The 21,307-nt window shown below is 40.1% G+C and carries 22 protein-coding genes; 19 read left to right on the top strand and 3 right to left on the bottom strand.

Annotated features, from left to right (window positions below; all coding sequences use genetic code 11):
• Positions 1 to 39 precede the first annotated feature (39 nt).
• Complete coding sequence (locus ACO1D1_RS08070) at positions 40 to 489, top strand: nucleoside deaminase (RefSeq protein WP_423335531.1); 450 nt, start codon at positions 40 to 42, stop codon at positions 487 to 489.
• 49 nt (positions 490 to 538) lie between these two features.
• Here ACO1D1_RS08070 and ACO1D1_RS08065 read toward each other — a convergent pair whose 3' ends face one another.
• On the bottom strand, positions 539 to 1,414 hold the full coding sequence (locus ACO1D1_RS08065; protein WP_423335530.1) for an alpha/beta hydrolase: 876 nt from the start codon (positions 1,412 to 1,414) through the stop codon (positions 539 to 541).
• A gap of 403 nt (positions 1,415 to 1,817) precedes the next feature.
• On the opposite strand from ACO1D1_RS08065, the gene ACO1D1_RS08060 reads away from it, so the two are divergent.
• Both ACO1D1_RS08060 and ACO1D1_RS08055 read left to right on the top strand, forming a co-directional pair.
• A complete protein-coding gene (locus ACO1D1_RS08060; RefSeq protein WP_423335529.1) occupies positions 1,818 to 3,371 on the top strand; it encodes a xanthine permease in 1,554 nt (517 codons plus the stop codon).
• 40 nt (positions 3,372 to 3,411) lie between these two features.
• The gene (locus ACO1D1_RS08055; protein WP_423335528.1) at positions 3,412 to 3,648 is read left to right on the top strand and encodes a hypothetical protein; all 237 of its coding nucleotides are present in this window, start codon (positions 3,412 to 3,414) and stop codon (positions 3,646 to 3,648) included.
• 78 nt (positions 3,649 to 3,726) lie between these two features.
• Here ACO1D1_RS08055 and ACO1D1_RS08050 read toward each other — a convergent pair whose 3' ends face one another.
• Positions 3,727 to 4,044 carry a hypothetical protein gene (locus ACO1D1_RS08050; protein WP_423335527.1) on the bottom strand — a complete coding sequence of 106 codons (318 nt, stop codon included), beginning with the start codon at positions 4,042 to 4,044 and terminating at the stop codon, positions 3,727 to 3,729.
• Positions 4,045 to 4,350: 306 nt separating this feature from the next.
• On the opposite strand from ACO1D1_RS08050, the gene ACO1D1_RS08045 reads away from it, so the two are divergent.
• The 7 genes from ACO1D1_RS08045 (at position 4,351) to ACO1D1_RS08015 (ending at position 10,625) form a co-directional block, all read left to right on the top strand.
• Complete coding sequence (locus tag ACO1D1_RS08045) at positions 4,351 to 5,367, top strand: VanW family protein (protein ID WP_423335526.1); 1,017 nt, start codon at positions 4,351 to 4,353, stop codon at positions 5,365 to 5,367.
• Between the two features lie 474 nt (positions 5,368 to 5,841).
• On the top strand, positions 5,842 to 6,015 hold the full coding sequence (locus tag ACO1D1_RS08040; protein ID WP_190284861.1) for a hypothetical protein: 174 nt from the start codon (positions 5,842 to 5,844) through the stop codon (positions 6,013 to 6,015).
• Positions 6,016 to 6,131: 116 nt separating this feature from the next.
• A complete protein-coding gene (locus ACO1D1_RS08035; protein ID WP_149869773.1) occupies positions 6,132 to 6,479 on the top strand; it encodes a PadR family transcriptional regulator in 348 nt (115 codons plus the stop codon).
• Positions 6,460 to 7,098, top strand: a complete 639-nt coding sequence (locus ACO1D1_RS08030; protein ID WP_423335525.1) for an HAAS signaling domain-containing protein — start codon at positions 6,460 to 6,462, stop codon at positions 7,096 to 7,098. Before ACO1D1_RS08035 ends, ACO1D1_RS08030 begins: the two co-directional genes overlap by 20 nt.
• A 73-nt stretch (positions 7,099 to 7,171) precedes the next feature.
• Positions 7,172 to 8,632 (top strand): DUF4153 domain-containing protein, encoded by a 1,461-nt coding sequence (locus ACO1D1_RS08025; protein WP_423335524.1) that lies wholly within the window; start codon positions 7,172 to 7,174, stop codon positions 8,630 to 8,632.
• Positions 8,633 to 8,733: 101 nt separating this feature from the next.
• A complete protein-coding gene (locus tag ACO1D1_RS08020; protein WP_423335523.1) occupies positions 8,734 to 9,609 on the top strand; it encodes an ABC transporter permease subunit in 876 nt (291 codons plus the stop codon).
• Positions 9,606 to 10,625 (top strand): ABC transporter permease, encoded by a 1,020-nt coding sequence (locus tag ACO1D1_RS08015; protein ID WP_423335522.1) that lies wholly within the window; start codon positions 9,606 to 9,608, stop codon positions 10,623 to 10,625. Before ACO1D1_RS08020 ends, ACO1D1_RS08015 begins: the two co-directional genes overlap by 4 nt.
• A 90-nt stretch (positions 10,626 to 10,715) precedes the next feature.
• Here the strand turns inward: ACO1D1_RS08015 and ACO1D1_RS08010 are convergent, their stop codons facing one another.
• Entirely contained in the window at positions 10,716 to 11,507 is a 792-nt protein-coding gene (locus tag ACO1D1_RS08010; protein ID WP_149869778.1) for a TIGR00266 family protein, read from the bottom strand.
• A gap of 505 nt (positions 11,508 to 12,012) precedes the next feature.
• Between ACO1D1_RS08010 and ACO1D1_RS08005 the strand changes: the two genes are divergently transcribed.
• From ACO1D1_RS08005 to ACO1D1_RS07965, 9 genes are all read left to right on the top strand, one after another.
• On the top strand, positions 12,013 to 13,761 hold the full coding sequence (locus ACO1D1_RS08005) for a SulP family inorganic anion transporter (RefSeq protein ID WP_423335521.1): 1,749 nt from the start codon (positions 12,013 to 12,015) through the stop codon (positions 13,759 to 13,761).
• A gap of 22 nt (positions 13,762 to 13,783) precedes the next feature.
• Complete coding sequence (locus ACO1D1_RS08000; protein WP_149869780.1) at positions 13,784 to 14,137, top strand: ArsR/SmtB family transcription factor; 354 nt, start codon at positions 13,784 to 13,786, stop codon at positions 14,135 to 14,137.
• 159 nt (positions 14,138 to 14,296) lie between these two features.
• Positions 14,297 to 14,755, top strand: coding sequence for a cobalamin-dependent protein (locus ACO1D1_RS07995; protein WP_423335520.1), 459 nt, complete (start codon positions 14,297 to 14,299; stop codon positions 14,753 to 14,755).
• Complete coding sequence (locus tag ACO1D1_RS07990; protein WP_423335519.1) at positions 14,742 to 15,065, top strand: hypothetical protein; 324 nt, start codon at positions 14,742 to 14,744, stop codon at positions 15,063 to 15,065. The genes ACO1D1_RS07995 and ACO1D1_RS07990 overlap by 14 nt, the downstream gene beginning before the upstream one ends.
• Before the next feature lie 17 nt (positions 15,066 to 15,082).
• Positions 15,083 to 15,376 carry a hypothetical protein gene (locus ACO1D1_RS07985; RefSeq protein WP_423335518.1) on the top strand — a complete coding sequence of 98 codons (294 nt, stop codon included), beginning with the start codon at positions 15,083 to 15,085 and terminating at the stop codon, positions 15,374 to 15,376.
• Positions 15,339 to 16,109 (top strand): hypothetical protein, encoded by a 771-nt coding sequence (locus ACO1D1_RS07980; protein WP_423335517.1) that lies wholly within the window; start codon positions 15,339 to 15,341, stop codon positions 16,107 to 16,109. The genes ACO1D1_RS07985 and ACO1D1_RS07980 overlap by 38 nt, the downstream gene beginning before the upstream one ends.
• A 361-nt stretch (positions 16,110 to 16,470) precedes the next feature.
• Positions 16,471 to 16,671: a cold-shock protein gene (locus ACO1D1_RS07975; RefSeq protein WP_007083969.1), complete on the top strand. Its 201-nt coding sequence runs from the start codon at positions 16,471 to 16,473 to the stop codon at positions 16,669 to 16,671.
• Positions 16,672 to 17,018: 347 nt separating this feature from the next.
• The gene (locus ACO1D1_RS07970; RefSeq protein ID WP_423335516.1) at positions 17,019 to 18,164 is read left to right on the top strand and encodes an exonuclease SbcCD subunit D; all 1,146 of its coding nucleotides are present in this window, start codon (positions 17,019 to 17,021) and stop codon (positions 18,162 to 18,164) included.
• Complete coding sequence (locus tag ACO1D1_RS07965) at positions 18,161 to 21,298, top strand: AAA family ATPase (protein ID WP_423335515.1); 3,138 nt, start codon at positions 18,161 to 18,163, stop codon at positions 21,296 to 21,298. The genes ACO1D1_RS07970 and ACO1D1_RS07965 overlap by 4 nt, the downstream gene beginning before the upstream one ends.
• The last annotated feature ends 9 nt before the right edge of the window (positions 21,299 to 21,307 follow it).

The raw sequence follows: 21,307 nt of genomic DNA, 5'->3' as shown, positions 1-21,307 counted from the left end.
CATTTTAATCCCATTCATGGGTTAAGGAGGATTTTTAATATGGATTTTATGAAATTAGCTGCAGATGCAACAATTGTTGGAATGGCGAACAAAGTTGGCGGACCATTTGGTGCAACGATTGTCCGAGGCGATGAAGTGGTTGCAGCAGTAAGCAACACCATGATGAGAGACACGGATCCTTCTGCACATGCAGAGATGGTAGCTGTAAGAGAAGCCTGTAAAAAATTAGGAACTATGGATTTATCAGATTGTGTTGTTTATGCTACTTGTGAGCCATGTCCAATGTGTGTATCTGTTATGATTTGGGCTGGTATCAAGGATGTATACTACTGCAGCACAAGAGATGACGCTGCTAAGAATGGTTTCTCAGACATGCACCTGCGCCAATATTTAGCAGGAGAAGACGATAGTGTCATTAACATGATAAAAGTGGAAGATAGAGAAGATTGTGATGACCTATGGGAGCATTTCCACAAACTAAACAAATAAATCAATGAATCGAAAAAGTCCAGCCTGTCGATGACAGCGCCGGACTTTTTTAGTTATTGGCAAGATGAGTTTGAAGGAAGTCAATGACCTGTTTAAGAGCATTTTGGACAACTGGATTATAGAAATCTTTATCGAATACATGCTCACCGTTTGGAATTGTGATTAACTTTGCTTCGGCTCCTTCTTTTTTAATGGCAGCCCTCATAAAAACAGACTGTTCATAAGGAACATCAGTATCCTTTGTTCCATGTAAGAGAAGCGTTGGCGGATAATCACTAGTTATATTGTGAATGGGACAATACTTCCTGAGTACTTCTGTATTACCTTCTGGACGGATGCCTGTGATTTCCTCAATCCATGTTCCATGCTGTCTTGCATACACATAGAAGAGAAATCGCTCCTCTATTGAAGCTTCTGTGATTGTCTGGTCCGTCACAAGTGATGCAGCAACCCCTTTTGGGACCATATCTTTTTGACAGTAAAAACTACTGGGGGTGATTGCCCATATACCTACTAAATCACCATATCCATAGAAAGAGACAATCGCACGAGGCTTATGAATAAATGTTCCAGCAGAAAGTGCTAAGAAACCGCCTGCTGAACTTCCGATTACGGCAATTCTTTTTGGATCAATTGAAAACTGCTTTGGTCCTTCTAATTCTAACCAATGAAGAGCGTCCTGTATATCCTCAAGAATGTCTGGAAGTTTTGTCCCAGGAGCCAGTCGATAGTCAATCGAAAATATGGCAATTCCATTATCCGTGTATAGTTTTATCATGTCTTCACTGATCTCTTCTCTTGTTCCCCAAACAAGGCCGCCTCCATGAATATAAACGGCAACAGGTGCGTTATCATGGGGAATCCCATGAAAATCAGCCTTAATTTCAAAAAGATCATTTTTCTTATAAACAACTGTTTCTTTCATATCTATATTTCACGTCCTATCATGATAGTGAATACAAGATGATTTTCATTCAATTTAGTTTACCAAATACAGGGACGCAATTCATTAAATATACAACAAAGTAACCAACCAAATTTTACTTGTCTAGGACAAAATTTGTACAAACTCCTTTGTATAACATGCCTAAATGATAGCTTTGCTTTTTGGTGGTTGTAGACAATGACGTTTGCAGTAACTATTACTAAAATTATCCTTGTAAGGGTTTTCCAATGTAATAAAGGTTTCAGTAAATTTTTTAATGTATTTGCTTTTCGAAAATCATTCGTCAGGAATTAAAAAAAGGAGGCTTAAGATCTAGGATTCATGGAATAAGAATTGAAAAAGGCTTGACCGTGTTTACCAAAATAATTAGAGGTGAAATGAAATGGAGCAAACATTAAAGTTGTGGCAAAAAGGAGATTGGGCAGCTTATTTTGGATTACTCGCGAACAATTTAACAAATCTATTGACAATGGTATCGTTATTACTTTTTGTAGTTGGCTTTCCTTCAGAAATTGTTTACGGAAGGATTGTTCCGGGATTTGGTCTGGGAATTTTCTTAGCTAGCTGCTGTTACTTTGTATTTGGCCGTATGCTCGTGAAGGAAACAGGAAGAATGGATATCACGGCGTTACCATCAGGTCCAAGTGCCCCTTCCATATTTACAGTTACTTTTTTGGTTATTCTTCCAGTTTATAAGACCACCAATGACGCCAACTTTGCTTTCTCAATCGCATTGGTGTGGTGCTTATTTGAAGCTTCAATCTTAATCATTGGTGCCTTTATAGGAGACACACTAAGAAAAATCATTCCAAAGACAGTCCTTTTATCCTGTTTATCTGGTCTCGGCTTATTATTATTAGCTATGAATCCCATGCTCCAATCGTTTGAAACTCCTTTAGTAGCGTTTGTCGTACTAATCATTATTTTTCTTAATTGGTTCGGTAAGTCACCTATATTTGCGAAAATTCCAACAGGATTTCTATTATTAGCATCAGGAACAGCATTGGCTTGGATTTTTGGTCTGCAAGATCCCGCTGCTATTACTGCTGCACTCCATACTTTAGGCTTTAATCCCCCTGAAGTACATATAACTAGTGTATTTTCTGGAATACCGCATGCTCTTCCTTATCTAGCTTCAGCGGTTCCGCTAGGCCTGGCCAATTATATTTTTGATTTAGAAAATATTGAGAGTGCTCACGCTGCAGGTGATCCATACAAAACACGCAGAGTCATGCTAGCCAATGGTATTTCCTCTTGCATCGGAGCATTTGCAGGTAACCCTTATCCAGTCACAGTTTACATTGGTCATGCCGGATGGAAAGCCATGGGTGCAGGACTGGGTTATACCATTGCAACAGGTGCTTCGATGCTGATCATTTCGCTATTTGGAATAGGCGCTCTTTTATTATCCATTATTCCAGTTGTAGCAATCGTACCAATCTTGGTATATGTAGGTATCGTTACGGCCAATCAAGTTGTCCGTGAAACTCCAAAACTTGAAGTGCCAGTTATATTCATTTGTTTATTCCCGTGGATTGCCAACTGGGCACTATCATTAGCAAATAATGTTTTATCTGCGGCTGGAACAACTGGGCAAGCAGTTGGTGCTAAGGTACTGGCTGCCAAGGGTGTGTATTATAATGGTTTAGTCCATCTTGGTAATGGTGCACCAATCAGTAGTTTAATGTGGGGCTGTCTAGCGATCTTTGCTATTAAAAATCAACCAATTCGTGCTGCGATTGCTGCGGGAATTGCATCTTTGCTTTCGCTATTCGGAATTATCCACGCTGGAACAGTTGGCTTTGCGCAGCCTGCATCCATGCAATTTGTCTATGCATACCTAATGATTAGCGGATTATTTGTAGTGAAATACTTGATGGATCGCAGTAAGCATACCCAAAATTCAAAAAAAGAAGAAGGCGGAGCTGTAGCGTAAAACTATTTAAGGCGGTGATATGTAGAAATCGGTACAAACGATGGTACAAATTGCGGTAGACTACAACGCTGGCATTGATATTCACCTTCATGAAGGAGGCGAAACTGGCTTAAAGGCCATTCGCCGCCTGGCAGATCTGACTGAGGAAGCTGGCTCACAGGGCAAAGTAACTATTCGCCACGCATTCTCACTCGCCTCATTAACGGCAGGCGCAGATGTTGAAATGGAAAACCGCCTTGCCTCGTTAGGCATCTCACTTGCTAGCCAATTAGTATAGAAAAAATTTATTAAAACGGATGTCAGCTTGTAGCTGTTGTTTTTTGATCCGGCGCTAAAAAAGATTAGTGCCGGCTTTTTATTTCTTTTCAATCGTGGATCGGTAGATTTGTGTATACATACTATCTTGAGCAATATTTTCGAGAAAAAAATCTCCAATTAATTTTAGGTACTCCTCATCATCAAACATTTTTTTATTTTGTAATTCCATTTCTGCTAAACCTTCATAAGTTGATAGAAGGGCGTATGTATGATCCTTTCCAGAAACAGGTGTTAATATCTCTACCTTGTGATCATAATTTTCATTCCTGAAATTTTTAATCTCCTTTAAATTTTCAATTCCCTCCTTAAATTTCTCCTGTTTAATGACAAACGTTTGATAAACATAAACAGACATTTTCACACCTCCAATAAATGAGCAAATTTATTTATTACTATTTACTTATTCCCTATGATTATTCATAGTCCTTAACGGCTATTTTTTAGTTTCCATAAATTTATTAAAGGAAATGTGATATTTTTATCACGTCGAAGTGATAAAATAAAACAAATGTTACGAAATGATTAAAACATTTACAGAGCTTTGAAATAAAAATGGAATAGAATAGGAGAATTTATGAAACGATTTTCCATTTGCATGCGTCCAATAGTATATAAATAGTTTATGATTGTTAAAATACGAGAAAAGTTGGGGAAAAAGAGAATGTTTACAAGGTTACTAACAATTTTGCTAGCTGGAAGTTTACTCGGTTTAGTTGGATGCTCGGAACAAACAACGAAAGAAATACAAGCAAAAGCAAAAGCAGCAGAGCAACAACAGAAAATTGAAAAAGAGAAAAAAGAAATCGAAGATAAGAAACTGGAAGAAGAGCGGAGAAAAAAGGAAGAAGCAAGGCCTATTTACGTCAATATTATTGACCCCAATACAAAAGGCATTGTTAGAACCTTTAATACGAAGGACTTAGGTTTTGGAAAAGACGAGGAAGGATACAAAGCAGAAATAGGGAAAATAACAAGGGAGCTGGCGAGAGGGACAAAAGAAACACAGGGGTACGACCAAAGAATGACTCTCGATCGGCTGGATGCAAACGGTCAGGTGATAAAAGGAACACCGCAAACCATCCTTGATGAAGCGGAGTTAACTGATAAGATTATGCAGATTTCAGCAAAGGGCGGAGATGTAGAAATTCCATTGTATGTAACTGAGAGCGGCTACCAGCAAGAGGAGGCTGCGCAGCTTGGTGAAGTGGTCATTGCTTCCTACACAACGTATTTTAGTACTGGTGCAGCAGGTAGAAACAAAAATATTTCCCTATCAGCAGAAGCAATCAATAATGTTATTGTCGGAACGGGTGACTCATTTTCGTTTAACTCGATAGTTGGTCCAAGTGATGCCGAGCATGGATACCAGCCAGCAAAGGAAATTATCGATGGTAAATTGGTAGATGGGATTGGCGGTGGCATATGTCAAACATCCTCCACTTTATATAACGCGATTGATCAGGTTGCCGTCAGCTATATTGAAAAGCATAATCACTCCCTGCATGTTGGCTACGTGCCGACAGGAAGGGATGCCACTGTTTCGTATGGCGGCAAGGATTTTAGATTTAAAAATACAACCGGTGTCCCAGTTATCTTGAAAGCAATCGTCAAAAATGGTTCTTTAACGGTTGAGGTAAGAACATCCAAAGACAATCAAAGCCTGATTAAAAAGCGATAGTCATTCGATAGAAAAATCCCTTCATCTAACAGAAGGGATTTTATTTATTTCATTTCTTCCCAATCGGTGTAATGACCGCTGCCTTGGCATCCCGGACATTCGAATGAATTAAAGTAAGCGAATTCATTATAGGGGTAGACGGTATAACCCCGACCCTGGCAATCAGGACATTTCCCTTGGTCTTTCATATTCGTCACATGATTTTGATATCTATTCTCTTTCCACTGATTAAATGAGTTGAGCAGTCCCATTTTCTTCACCTCATCGTTTTTTACTATTATGGGGGAAAAATGGAATATTTATGCTTGAATGTTTCACGGCCATAGAGGGGATTTTGTTGATTAACTTCCATTTGTTTTACATTCCTATTATATTTTTATGATTATTTACTGGTTTTGGTGAAGAGAAAAATACATTTTGAAAGAGAATCTTTAAGTAGAAAGGGAAAAACTATTAGAGGAAAGAGGTGAGTATATGGCTAAATGGAATGAACAGGCTGCACCGAATAATAATTTACCGCCGAAGACCATTAAGATGGGTGAATTAGTAGGTGAGGAGGCAAAACAAGTGTTTTCCGAAGAACTATCCGACGGCGGTGAACGTGACCAGTACATCGAAAGACAAAGGAATAATTTAAAAATGAAATAATCAAGTAAGAAAAGTGGCGGTGAGCTCATCGCCACATTTTTTTCATTTCTTCTTTACAAAGCATCAAAAGAGTTGTAGAATTTCTATGTACCTAAAAAGTCTAGGTAGGTGAAAGCATGTTTAACCGTGAATTGGTAAAGGGCAGTACTTCGCTCATCTTACTCCAATTATTAAACGAGAGAGATATGTATGGCTATGAATTGGTCAAGGAGTTAGAAAAACGCAGTGACAATGGCTTAAGTGTAAAAGAAGGAACCCTTTATCCCGCTCTTCATAAGCTTGAGAAGCAGGAATACATCGAATGTTATTGGCAGGAGCAGGAAAAGGGTCCGGCACGAAAGTATTACCAGATTACTGGTGCTGGAAAAGAGCTATTAGGTGAAAAAACCCGTGAATGGCAGGACTTCGTTCAAGTAATGAACAAGGTGATTGGGAGATCGAAGCATGGAACGGCAGAAGAATAGGTTTCTTAAGGAATTAGCAGAAGGTCTTGGAAACCATCAAGATAAAGAAGACATTCTCCTCGAATATGAATCGCATATTGATGAAATTCTGATTGAGTCCTCCGATTGTTCGAATGAAGAGGAAGCGATGAAGCGGATTATTGGAAGACTTGGGAGTCCCGATGAAATAGCGGAACTTTGGAGAGAAGAACTATCCGTAACACCGAGTAACATGAAATGGCTATTCATCCTATTGAATATTCTTTTTTTCGGTGGAGGCAGTTTATTAACGCTGGCGCATAATCTTTTTGAGTGGGAATGGTTAACAGCCATATGGGGTTATTTAACGGCCATCCCAACCCTAATCGCTTTTTTGTATATGTTCTTTTGGGCATTACTGGGCTATGAAATAGGGAGGGGCTTTGGTCATCGGGGACGAACACTTCTCAGAAATACGTTCTTGCTGTCGCTGATTCCCAATTTACTATTAATGTTCTTAACTGTTTTTCGGATTATCCCGCATTCATGGTTCGCACCATTACTAACGAAAACGTTTATCATTGCTTGTATCATTTTTACGATTCTCCTTTACCCGGTCAGCTGGATTGGGTACCGATGGGGGCGGAAAGCTTCGGTATGAGCAGTTTTTTTTGCTAATATACCTAGTGAAACTATATATGTAGAAAATCTATACAAAAAATGAGGGATGTAATATGGTGACGAATATTGGTAAGAAGGATTGGATCTTTTTAGTTTTATGTTTGGCCCTCGGAATTCTTGCAGAAGAATCATTTTTTCATGGACAAATCGGCATTTCCTATATTGTGTTTGTCGTGGCATTTTATTTAGTGTTTTATTGGCGCAGTCATCGTTTTTCCTTTTCCCATCAGCGCTTTGGATATCTTGTTCTTTGCTGTATTTGGCTCCTGTCAGCAAGTTATTTTTTGAACGATAATATGTTGTTTTATGCACTAAATACAATGGTGATACCGGGGCTGATTATTTTTCACCTTGTGTTAATAACAAGTCCGAAAAGTTTCCGCTGGAGCCAGCCTGCCTTTGTTATCTTTCTATTAACACGGCTCCTGGAGGCAATAAAATATAATGCCGCTTTTGCTGCTTATTTGGGAAAAAGCATCAATAGAGGTGTGGACGAAGAAAAATTACTTATTTGGAAAAAGGTCTTGATCGGGGTGGTCATTTCTATTCCCGTCCTGGCCGTCGTATTACGGCTTTTAATTACGGCTGATACCGAGTTTGAACGAATCGTTGGGGGCATACCGGATTGGTTCCGGGTGGTTGATGGAGAAAGCATGTTCAGACTTATCATTATACTAATCTACACGGTTGCTTTTTTTGGCTTTATTCAAGTGTTGTTTCAAAAGCAAATAAAAGTTATCAAGCAGGATATCATTGCTGCGCAAAGTCAGAAGCTTGACTCTATAATTGCCATAACAGTCCTATTTTTAATCAATACGGTCTATGTGTTATTTGTACTTGTACAATTCAAGTATTTCTTTAGTGGAACATTACAGGGAGATTTGACATACGCAGAGTATGCCAGAAAAGGATTTTTTGAACTTTTGTTTGTTACGATGATCAATTTGTCTATTGTCATTGCCGTGGTCACGATGGGTGATCGTGGAAAAAAAGGACTTAAAATGGTATCACAAATTATGCTGACAATTCTTGTCCTTTCCAGTGCTGTGATGCTTTGTTCCGCGTTTTTACGGATGGGCTTGTACGAGGAGGCCTATGGATTTACCTTTACGCGGGTGCTAGTTCACTCCTTTATGATTTTCTTAGCAGTCATATTTACGTACACATTGGTGAAAATTTGGGTGGAAAAACTTTCACTATTTCATTTTTATTTTATCACCTCCTTACTTTATTACACAGCCATAACAGTGATTGACTTGGATCAAATTGTCGTAAAAGAAAATCTGAACCGCTACGAGCAAAGCGGAAAAATTGATATTCAGTATTTAAACAGCCTATCTGGTACAGGGGTACTTGGCTTAATTGAACTATATGAAAGAGATCAGACACTTCCCGGATTACAAACCATATTACTAGAACGGCAAAAAGAAGCCCGGACCCAAAGCACATCATGGGAATCATATAACCTAAAAAAAGAGCAGGCGAAGAAAAAATTACAAAGTCTTTCTATTTAAAAGCATCCATTACGATGCTTTTTTCTTTGAAACTAATGGAATGGATCTGCCGTCTAATCATTTTAGGAATATTTAAAAATTAGATGTAAGGAGGGGGAATCTTGAAACGGTTTGTCCATTTACTCATCAGAATGATTTTGGTCATAGCTGGTTTTCTGTTTATTTTTAATCTACCTTTAATAGTTGGGATTGGAAAGGATTCAATTGAGATTCACTTCAAGACGTTTTGGAGGGTTGTGGTTTCAGATATTAAATTTCTGCTCCAATTTAACGATGCCACGTATTTAGAGTTATTTAAGCAACTGGATATTTCCGGAAGTTATCAATATACCATGACGATTCTATTTGTCAGTCTTGTTGTCATCATCTTCGTTGCCATCATAGCGTCAATCATGATCATGTTGGCGCCGGAAAAGATCAGAAATCGGATTAAAAGCATCGTCAATTTTTTCGAAGCAGTCCCGGATCTACTCATTATTTTTTTATTTCAGTTTTTTGTCATAACACTGTATAAAGCGACAGGTTTCAAGTTTTTACGTCTTTACGGAATATTTGATACCAAACCATATTTTATTCCCATTATTACGATTTCCTTCCTGCCGCTTTTCTTGCTTTTGCAATTCCTGATTCAGCGGATTTCGGAGGAGCAAAATCAGCTTTACGTTCTCTATGTGAAGGCAAAAGGAATGGGCCGGTTAAGGACGCTTCTCGTACATATGATTCCAAATATTTTTTCGTTAATCATTCTACAACTAAGGACAATCATTTGGGTATTGTTATCAAATATTTATCTTGTCGAATACATGTTCAATATTAGCGGCTTTACTAGGCAATTTGAAAAAATTATTTATCGTGGTGGAGATTTCGCCACACTGATAGCCTGCTTATTGATGTTATCACTTCCATTGATGGCAATGGAAGCAGCAGGATGGCTGATCTCAAAGCGTGTTAAAGGGAAGGAGGCAGTTAGTTTATGAGGCGTTATAAAAAGACGATCATTGGTTCATCCCTGCTGTTGTTTCTATTAATAATGAGTTTTCTATACCCCTATTATGGTCCTGCGGATTTCAATCAACAGGTATTAGTAAAAGATGAATTAGGAAAAGTAATTGCCAGGGCTCCATTCCCACCATCAGAAACACATTGGTTAGGGACTTCCCGCAATGGCGAGGATTTGCACTGGGTTCTCCTTTACGGTGCTAAATTTACGTTACTTACAGCATTTATTGTAGCTTTTCTTAGGGTAATGATTGGCGGTATATTTGGCCTGTTTTTGTCTCTTTGGGCACCATATTTAAAAAATTATTTTAAAGACTTTTTCTTAACGATGCGATATATTCCGTCCATTTTACTTGCGATTATTTTGATGATCCCAATTGTTGGAGCTCCAAATGATGCGAATATCACTTCTATTGTTACTTATCAGCTTTTCGTTTTAGTGTTTATCGGATTTCCATCGGTTGCTCTTTTTGCCTCTGATATTACTGACGAATTACTGAACACATCGTTTGTCCAAAGCTCAGTTTTAATGGGAGCGGGTAAATTTCATATTATTAAAAGGCAATTGCTGCCTTACATGCGTTCTTACGGTCTCTTATTTACCGTTCAACAAATCGTAAGCACTTTGCAGATTACTATGCAGCTTAGTATTTTTGAACTTTTTCTTGGGGGAATGAACCGGGCCGGGATTTTTGGTTATGATGATCCAACAGGCAAAGTCAAGCATGCCTCATTATCACAGGAGTGGGCGGGATTAATTGGCCAAAACTTTACTGAGTTCGCGCTATCCCCCTGGATCGTCTTCACCCCGGTTATGGGCTTCTTTTTAGTGATTTTGATTGTGAATATGATGAAGAAAGAGCTGGAAGAAAATATCAATGGTTCGGATATAATGAAGATGAATGCGAAAAAGAAGAAGTATGTACATGTGATTCCTGATACTTCGTCGAGAGGCGATTTTGTTCTTGTTAATCAAAAAAGGGTAAAAGCATAATGTCTGCAAGATAAAATTTTGTCTTCCGAAATTTTTGGAAATAAAAAGCAGGGCCTAGAAAAAAATGGTCCTGCTTTAAAAGAGAATGCCTTAGTCACCGCTAAACATATCAAAAATACCCCGTGCGACACTGCCTTCATCTTTGCTGCCGCCGCGGGAAGGGGCTGCTGCAAATACCCGGCTGGCTAGACGGCTAAATGGAAGTGATTGGATCCACACTGAACCAGGGCCGCGCAATGTCGCAAAGAACAGACCTTCGCCGCCGAATAACGCTGTTTTAACGCCTTTTACAAATTCAATATCATATTGAACATTGCTCGTCATCGCCACCAAACATCCCGTATCAACCCGTAAGGTTTGGCCAGGGAGCAGTTCTTTTTTCGTTATCGTTCCGCCGGCATGGACAAAACACATTCCGTCCCCTTCAAGCTTTTGCATGATAAAGCCTTCACCGCCAAAGAAGCCAACTCCGATTTTTCGTTGGAACTCTATGCCCACCTGAACGCCTTTTGCAGCTGCAAGGAAGGCATCCTTTTGGCAAATGATTTTTCCGCCTAGCATACTTAAATCCATCGGAATGATCTTCCCTGGATATGGTGAGGCAAACGATACGTGCTTCTTACCCATTCCAGTATTCGTAAACGTAGTCATGAATAAGCTTTCACCTGTAATAACCCGCTTACCGGCACTGAATAATTTACCCATCAATCCGCTTCCGCCGCTGCCCGACCCATCACCGAAGATGGTCTCCATTTGTATATCATCATCCATCATCATAAAGCTGCCGGCCTCGGCTACGACCGTCTCTTGCGGATCAAGCTCCACTTCTACAAACTGCATATCATCGCCATAAATTTTGAAATCAATTTCGTGGTTATTCATTCCAACCCCTCCATTTATTATGTAACAGCCTGTCTTCATTATAAAAAACTCAGGAAAAAAGTGCTAATTTTAAGAAAAGCGTAAGCGCCCTGGTCAGCGGCGTATGGCCTGGAGCACTCCAACTGAGATAAAGGAAACACGAAGAGCCGGAGGCGATTCGATGTTGACTTATCGTAGGGCGGAGTGTGAAGGACACTAGCCGCTAGGGTGCTGGAGCTGGACAATTCTCAAAGTCGAAAATTATAAATTCATAACTATAAAAAAAGACGTCTGTTTTCACAGACGTCTTTTGCGTATTGAGGCGAAGAACCACACTCCACATAGTGTGCTCCTTAAAGGAATGTTCCTCGGCTTACACAACTCAGCTCATCGCTTAGCTATTATAACACTATCGTGCTCAAAGAAACAAGTGAAATATTTAAAACAAAACGCTTGCTAATGGTTCACTATTATTGTATATTCAAATAATCAGATATACACAATTAAGAAGATAAGAAGGGTGATTATGTTTACTGACAAAAGGTTCCATCATTATTCCTTAAGTAGCCTGCCAAAAGATCTCCTTGCGGGCGTGATTGTTGGGGTCATCGCGATTCCACTTGGCATGGCATTCGCCATTGCTTCAGGGGTGAAGCCTGAGTATGGAATCTACACGACCGTTGTTGCCGGGATTCTCATCTCCTTATTTGGCGGCTCAAAGTATCAAATAGGCGGCCCAACCGGGGCTTTCATCCCGATTTTATTTGGGATTGTCATGACCTACGGCTATGAAAATTTACTCATTGCCGGATTTATGGCGGGAATTATCCTGCTGTTAATGGGAATATTTAAACTGGGATCCTTAATCAAGTATATTCCTAGACCGGTAACCATTGGATTCACAACTGGCATAGCGGTAACAATTTTCACAGGCCAGATTGATAGCTTCCTAGGGTTACAAGGAATAAAGAAGCATGAGGAATTTATAAGAAACATTCAAGAATTGGTTGTCCATATGAACACAACCAGCATTTATAGTGTGGTGACAGGGGCGATTTGTTTAGCAACGATCATCCTGACGCCAAAAATTGCCCCAAAAGTCCCGGGACCGCTTATTGGCTTAATTGTTTCCACCCTGACTGCGACCCTGTTTTTTCCGGGTCAGGTCGCAACAATTGGAACGGCTTATGGTGAAATTCCAAGTTCGTTACCCAAACTCCATATCCCGGACATTAATATTGAAATAATCATAAAACTTATTAAACCGGCGTTTGTTATTGCCATGCTTGGCGGGATTGAGTCCCTGCTTTCAGCAGTCGTGGCTGATGGGATGACCAACAGTAAACATAACAGCAACAAAGAATTAGTCGGTCAGGGGATTGCCAACATGATTACGCCTCTTTTTGGCGGAATTCCAGCGACAGGTGCAATTGCCCGGACGGCAACAAATATAAAAAATGGAGCCGTATCACCCTTCTCTGGTGTGATTCATGGAGTAGTAGTATTGCTCGTCCTAGTGTTTTTTGCACCCTATGCCTCTTATATTCCATTGGCGAGTATGGCCCCAATCCTAATGGTAGTGGCATGGAACATGAGTGAGAGAAAAGTATTTGCCCATATTTTAAAAACAAAATCAACAGACTCATTAGTACTTGTTGTTACGTTTTTATTAACTGTTTTTGTCAATTTGACCATGGCGGTCCAAGTCGGACTGATCATGTCCGCTATTCTCTTTGCCAAGAGAATGAGTGATGTAATGGTGACTGAAAAGGTATTGCCGAACCCTCGGACCAAGCATGAAAAGGTTGAGACAGGCATGGTTTCAGATACACATGATTGTCCGCAAATCAGCATTTTTAACGTGGAGGGGCCGTTGTTTTTTGGAGCAGCTCTGACGTTCGAAGAAACAATCATGAATACGATCAATTATCGTCCAAAAATACTTTTGCTAAGAATGGGCAGAGTCCCTTTTATCGATACCACAGGTGAAGCGAATTTAACGCGGATTGTTCATCACTTTTCGAAAAATGGTATAGTATTGATATCGGGATTAAATCCGCAGCCAGAAAATGTATTGAAAAAAACAGGACTCTATGAGCTGATCGGCAAGGAACATTTCTTTGAACATACAGGAGAAGCCATTCAATTTGCGCTTTCTCAAATTAATCAGAACAAGTGTCTGGGCTGTAAACATTTTGCCTTTAGGGAGTGCAAACAACTCTCGGCTCAAGAAGGAGTGGGAGGGAGCAGGAAAAAGCTTACCGCTACCTTCTAGGGATAGGAAAGGAGCTGTTGAATTGAATTTAGAAATGCAGCGATTTAAAGCAGATTTTTTTAAAGCATTAGCGCATCCGTTAAGGATACGGATTTTAGAGCTGCTGGCAGAAGGGGATAAAAATGTTAACGAAATCCAAACCCTTGTGGGCAGTGAGGGATCAGCTGTTTCGCAGCAGCTAACGATTCTTCGAGCGAAGAATATTGTTACTGGTACAAAAGAAGGAAATAAAGTCATTTACACATTAAAGGATCCGATGATTATCGAGTTACTAGCGGTGGCAAAACAAATTTTTAACAATCATCTTGTAGACACAATCACTATCCTAGATAAATTTAAAGAGGATGAGGAAGAACCAATGTTGCCGAAGAATTAAATTCTTCGGTTTTTTCTATTTGAAAGGTGAAAAAGAGATAATTGTTATATTATGGAATTTATCATTTTTTTGTAATAATTAGGCCGTTTTTTCGCAGAAAAATAGACTACTATTATGGTAGGAGTACGAGATATAGAAATTTTAGGAAGGTGATTGAATATGTATGATTTAGTATTGCTGCATCCTCCTACCGTTTACGATTTCCGCGAAGAAATGCTATTTACCGGGCCGATTAGCGACGTTGTTCCATCTTCACCTGTATTTGAAATGTACCCGATTGGGTTAACAAGCATTGGGGATTATTTAGAGCGTTTTGGTCTAAAAGTAAAGATTATCAATATTGCCAATCGTATGCTGCTAAATCCCAAATTTGATGTTGAGAAGAAAATCAAAAAAGTGAAGACCAAGGCGTTTGGGATTGACCTCCACTGGCTCCCGCATGCACACGGCAGTGTGGAACTTGCAAAGATTGTAAAGAAGTATCATCCCAATACACCGGTTATGTTTGGCGGATTATCCAGCACCTATTTCCATAAGGAGCTCATTGAATATCCGTGTATCGATTTCGTAATGAGAAGGAGATACCACCGAAAAGCTGGTCTTGATGCTGTTAAATAAATTGGAAAAGAACGAAACAGACCATTTTTTTGATATACCAAACCTAACATGGAAAACGGGAGAAAACTATCATTATAATGAAATGACGTATGTCCCTGATAGTCTGGATGACTTTAATTTACCCGGATACCGTTACATCATCCGATCGGTATTTAAGTATTTTAATCTGTTAGACCCGCTGCCATACAAAGGGTGGCTGCAGTACCCGAATACAGCCATCCTGACATCAAAGGGCTGCACGTACAATTGTTTAATTTGCGGCGGTTCCAAAGATGCATATGAACTTAACTGTAATCGAAAAAACTGGTGATGCGCTCCCCGAAGAAAATGCTGGAGGATATCGTGCTCATTCAACGATTTACCAGGGCACCCATTTTCCTTTTAAATGATATCAGACAGGGTGGCAAAGAGTACGTAGATGAATTCCTAACTGGCTTGGAAAAAATCGATTTGAAGAACGAAATTGTTTTTGAATTATTCAATTATGCAGACGAAGAATTTTTCAAGCGGTTAAACAAAGCAATGCCCAAATATAGTATTGAGCTGACGCTGGAATCTGCAGATGAAGATATCCGGAAATATAATGGCAAATCTGCCATGCACAAATGCCAAAGTAATTGAAATGTTGCAATTTGCGCTAAAACATGGCTGTGCCAAAATCGATTTATTCTTTATGACGGGTATCCCTAATCAAGACTATGACAGTGCCATACGGAATGTTGACTTTTGTGAAATTATTCACAAAGAATGTGGCGGAGATTTACGAATTTCATACTTTGTTGCCCCGCTCTCGCCATTTCTTGACCCAGGAAGCCCAGCCTTTGAAAATCCGGAAAAATACGGATATAAAAAATTCTGCCATCGGCTGGAAGATTTCCGCGAGGCAATGAAGCAGCCATCTTGGAAAAATATGCTGAGTTACGAAACGAACAAAATGACAAGGGAGGAGATCGTTAGAGCCACTTATGATTCGGCCTTGCAACTAAACGAATTTAAATATAAGAATAAGATTGTACCAAAGGACGTTCATGATGAAGTAGCGGTGAAGATCGAAAAATCAGTCGAATTTCTTAAACGATTAGACGAATTGGCACTTTTACCGGATGATGTACGGAAGGTAGAAATGGTAAAAATTAAAGAAGAGGTAGACAAAATCAATCGACATAGTATCTGCGGTAAGAATGAACTGAAATGGGAGGTTAAAAAGCTATTTGCCGACTTCCCTTCCTTAACCTATATCGGTTTGGAATTACTGGTGAAGGACATCAAAAAGAATATAAAATGCCGTTTTGGAAAAATTGATCGAAATAGTGTAGTGAGCCCAAATACACAGAGTGGAAATATAGAAAAGTAATGGGGAAAAGAGACTTCATTTCCATTATCCAGGATTTTGACCTATATTTTTCAACAAAATGCGACAAGTGACTGATAACGTTTGCATTTAGATGCTTAAATAATGATGAATTTGCAATGGTTTTATGGCGAAAATGTAGAATTATGTAGGTCTCTGTCACCCTTGTGTTACTTGACTTTCAGGCTTAAAAATGTTAAATTTTAGACAGCCGTTGCACGAGATTATATTTATATTTCAAGCTTGTTCAAAATTTTGTTTTAACCAATGTTTGGATAAGAAAATGAAGGTAAAGCTATCACGTTGTAATTTGGTGAATTTTACACACGGCTTAGATTTTAAGCCAATAGGAGGATTTTTTTACATGAAAAACGGTAAAGTAAAATGGTTTAATTCAGAAAAAGGTTTCGGATTCATCGAAGCTGAAGACGGAAACGACGTATTCGTTCATTATTCTGCAATCCAAACTGAAGGTTTCAAAACTTTAGAAGAAGGTCAAGAAGTATCTTTCGAAGTAGTTGAAGGAGCTCGTGGACCTCAAGCTGCTAACGTAACTAAGAAGTAATTCTGACAAACTCTAATTATAACAGCCCGGCCAATGTGCCGGGCTGTTTTTTACTTCTAATATATGAATTTATTAGTTTCGACTTTGAAAAATGTCTAGCTCCAGCGCCCTAGCGGCTGAGTGTCCTTCGCACACCGCCCTACGATAAGTCAACATCGGTTTGCTATGCTCACCGTGTTTCCTTTATCTCAGTTGGAGTGCTCCAGGCCATACGCCGCTGACCAGGGCGCTTACGCTTTTCTTTCTAAACATGCTGTTTTTGTTATGATTTCCCGGCTCATGATTAATCCTATTTTGGTATACTAGTAGTATTGAAAAGTGAAGAAATAAAAATAGGGGTGATGCAGATGAAATTTATCCATACAGCGGACTGGCATTTAGGGAAGCTAGTTCATGGTGTCTATATGACAGAGAATCAACGTGAAGTTCTTGAGCAATTCACTGCCATTGTCGCTGAAGAGAAGCCGGACGCAGTGATTATTGCCGGTGACCTTTATGACCGTTCTGTGCCGCCGACAGATGCCGTTGAACTGCTTGATGAAATCCTTTTTAAAATCAATGTGGAGTTGGAGACACCAATTGTGGCAATCGCCGGAAATCATGACAGTGCGGAGAGGCTTTCGTTTGGCAGCTCGTGGTACAAGCACAGCCAGTTCTATCTTTCAGGAAAACTCACAAACAGCTTCAAGCCTGTTAAAATTGGCGGCGTAAATTTTTACCTCGTTCCTTACGCTGAGCCTGGCGTCGTCCGTCAACTTCTAGAGGATGACTCCATCCATTCCCATCAAGACGCAATGAAGGCTCTGATCGGCAAAATGGAAGATTCTATGAATGTAAATGAACCAAACGTTTTGGTTGGCCATGCCTTTGTATTAGGAGGTCAAACCTCTGATTCTGAACGAGTATTATCGGTTGGCGGTTCTGGGTGTGTAGGGGCCGAATTGTTCGCACCATTTTCCTATACCGCACTTGGCCATTTGCACAGTCCCGATGCCATTAACCACGAAAAGGTAAAATATTCAGGCTCACTCTTAAAGTATTCTTTTTCGGAAGCGAAACATAGAAAGTCCATCTCCATTATTGAAATGGATGAGAAAGGGAACTTTACTCACCGCTATCGCTCGTTGACACCAAAGCATGACATGCGTGAGCTTGAAGGCTATTTGGATCAGCTGCTTGACCCCCACTTTTATGAAAAAGAACGGCTGCATGATTATTTAAAAATTACCTTGCTGGACGAAGGAGCGTTAATCGATCCAATCAATAAATTACGCCAGGTTTACCCCCATGTCCTCCACCTAGAACGAAAAATGGATTTGACCGATTTGAAGAAAAAACAGTCTTTTCATGCCCTTCGGAGTGAGAAAAAGTCAGAGATTGAACTGTTTGAACAATTTTACGGGGAAATGACCACTTCTGATTTTACATTAGATAAAAAAGAGGTCATGGCAGAAATAATAGACAAAGTGCTGCGGGAGGGGAACGCACGATGAAACCGTTAAAACTGACGATGCAGGCGTTCGGTCCTTATGCCGGTAGAGAGGAGGTTGATTTTACCCAGCTCGGCAATCGAACAATGTTTGTGATTTCGGGGAAAACTGGCTCAGGTAAGACGACAATCTTCGATGCAATTAGTTATGCGATATATGGAAAGGCGAGCGGGGAAGATCGAAATGGTCCCGAACTTCGCAGTCAATTTGCCTCCGATGACTTGTTAACAGAGGTCTCGCTTGATTTTTCGCTGCGAAATAAGGTTTATTCCATCACCAGATTGCCCCAGCAACTGAAGAAGAAAGAAAAAGGCGATGGCTATACTCAGCTTGGTGCGAAAGCTGAGTTATATATATGGGATGAAGACGGAAAGAAAAAACTGCTCGCTTCAAAAATAAGTGATGTAGAGGAAAAAATAAAGGAAATCATGTTAATTGATGCGAATCAATTCCGTCAAATCTTAATGATTCCCCAGGGTGAATTCCGCAAATTGTTAACATCTGACAGTAAGGATAAAGAATTGATTTTACAGCGCCTGTTCCACACCCAACTGTATAAAATGGTCGAGGATAAGTTGAAGGATGAAGCGACAGAGCTAAAAAAGTCTGTTGAAGACCAAGTACAGTCGCGTAATGAAGCGATTCGACGCATTCAAGCTGAAACGAATCAGGAACTTCAGGAATACCTGAATGCGGGCAGTGAAAATGACACCATCATCATACCGCTTTTACAAGCCGAAATTATTGTGATGGGTGAAATGCTCGAACAATTGAATAGCAATTATAAGGACAAGCTTCATGAGCAGGACCGGTTAAAGGGGCAGCTGTTTGAAGCGGAAGCAATTGTAAAACAACTGCAAATGAAAGAAGATTTGAAGAGTCAAAAAGAGCGGCTTGAAACTCAAAAGGATGTAATTGTTGAAAAAGTGCAGCAAGTGCAAATGGCACAAAAGGCTGCGTTGTTGGCGAAACAGGAGGAGCTTTGCCATCGCTTAAAGCGGGATGCTGACAAGCTGACAGCAGATGTTCAAACAATAAAGATGAAAATAGCCGAACTGGATGACCTCGCCAAACAGCAGGAACTGCAGCTGCAAGAAGAGCTGGAACGTGAAGACAAAAGACAAGCTGCTCTTGCTGAAGTGAATGATCTGGCTAAAATCAAAGATGATGTTTATTCGTATACTTCCCTGGTAAAGGAAACGGCAGTGAAGGGCGCATTTTTAAAAACGGCTAAGGAAAGACTGCAAAAGGCTGAAGGAAAAGCGGGGCAAAATGATGAAATGCTGAAATCCCTGCAGCTGCAAAAGGCCGAGATTGAAAAAGGGCAGTTAACCTATTTAGAAAATGAAAGACATGTTGAAAGACTGCAAGCGGAACTTGACCGTTTTGAAAAATATGAGACTTTACTTAACCGCCATCAAACGGCGCAGCAAAATCTTAAACTAGTTTCTGCCCGGTTTGATAATACAGCAGCTAGATTTATGGATGCAAAAGCACTTGTAGAGGACTTGGAGAATAAATGGCTTCATGGGCAGGCCTCACTTTTAGCTTCCAAACTGAAATTGGGGGAAGCATGCCCGGTTTGCGGTTCCGAGCACCATCCAACACCGGCATTACAGCTGGATGAAAGCATACCAAGTGAACAGGATATGAAGGCGGCAAAAGAGCAGGCTGCCAAATGGGAGAAGGAAAAATCCGCAGATGAAGCAAAGCTTTACCAATGCCAATCAGCAGAAAAGATGCATGGGGAAGCTATAGCTGAAATAGAGCGGGAAATTCGCGTTGTTCGGGCTGATTTTACTGAAAATGACTTACAAGATGTTAAAACTGAGAGCTTTGCTGCCAAAAACGCGCTATTGCGAATGCAAGCTGACCTGGATCAGAAAATCAAGCTCCTTGGTCAAGTAAAACTAGAAATAGAGAAAAGGGATGCTGAAAAGGTTTCATTACAAAATGCGATTCGTCAATTTTCCACTGAAGTGACAGACTTGACGGTGCAATACACAGAGCAGAAAACAAATTTAACAAGAATGATGAACGTGATTCCCGAGAATTTGCGTTCAGAAACAGAATACGAGAAAGCTATTATTGCTGCGAAAAATCAGTATGATCAGTTGCTGAAACAGTTGGAAGCAGCACAGAGGAACTTCCAGGCTGTGAAAGAAAAACTGTCTAATGAATCAGCCAGATTGCGGGATGCCGAGAAGCACTTATTCGAAAAAAATCAAGAACTGGATTTAGAACGAGAAATCTTTATTCAAAAATTATCGGAACAGGGCTTTGAAAAATATGGAGCCTATGCAGCTGCAAAACGAACGGATGGAGAAATTCGCAGTCTTGAATCTGAAATCCGCAGTTATCGTGAAGAATTGCGCTCGGTTTCAGACCGTTTGAAAGAATTAACGGAATTATTAATAGACGTAAAAACACCTGATATCGATGGGCTAAAACAGGAGCTTGCAAAATTGGGCAGCGAGATTGAAGCCCTTAATCAAAAACGAAATGATCTTTTTGTTAAAAAACGTGATAACGAAGAAATTTATAGCCGTGTTGAGCAATTGAATGAAAGTATGAAGGTGCTTGAGGAACGGTATAAGCTTATTGGCCATCTTTATGAAATAACCAAAGGTCAAAATAATTTCCGAATCACGTTTGAGCGATATGTGCTCGCGGCCTTCTTAGATGATATTTTACGAGAGGCCAATGTCCGCCTGCGAAAAATGACATCCGGACGGTTTCAATTGCTAAGGAAAACGGATCGCTCAAAAGGAAATGCCCAGAGTGGATTAGAATTGCTCGTCTTTGACCAATACACAGGACAAGAACGCCATGTAAAAACATTATCTGGGGGGGAAAGCTTCAAAGCGTCCTTATCTTTAGCGTTGGGGCTGGCAGATGTGGTGCAAAACTATGCCGGCGGTGTTTCGTTGGAAACGATGTTTATCGATGAAGGATTTGGTACGCTAGACCCTGAGTCGCTTGACCAAGCCATTGAAGCATTGATGGACATCCAGAGCAGCGGCCGTTTGGTCGGTATTATTTCGCACGTCCCAGAATTAAAAGAGAGAATTGATGTCAGACTTGAAGTTATTTCTGACCAGACTGGCAGTAGAACGGAATTCATGTTTACGAATTAAATCCTTAAT

The sequence above is a fragment of the Neobacillus sp. 19 genome (genome assembly GCF_049463095.1).
In the GTDB taxonomy this organism is placed as follows: Bacteria; Bacillota; Bacilli; order Bacillales; family Cytobacillaceae; genus Neobacillus.
This window is presented reverse-complemented; position numbering and strand designations above follow the sequence as displayed.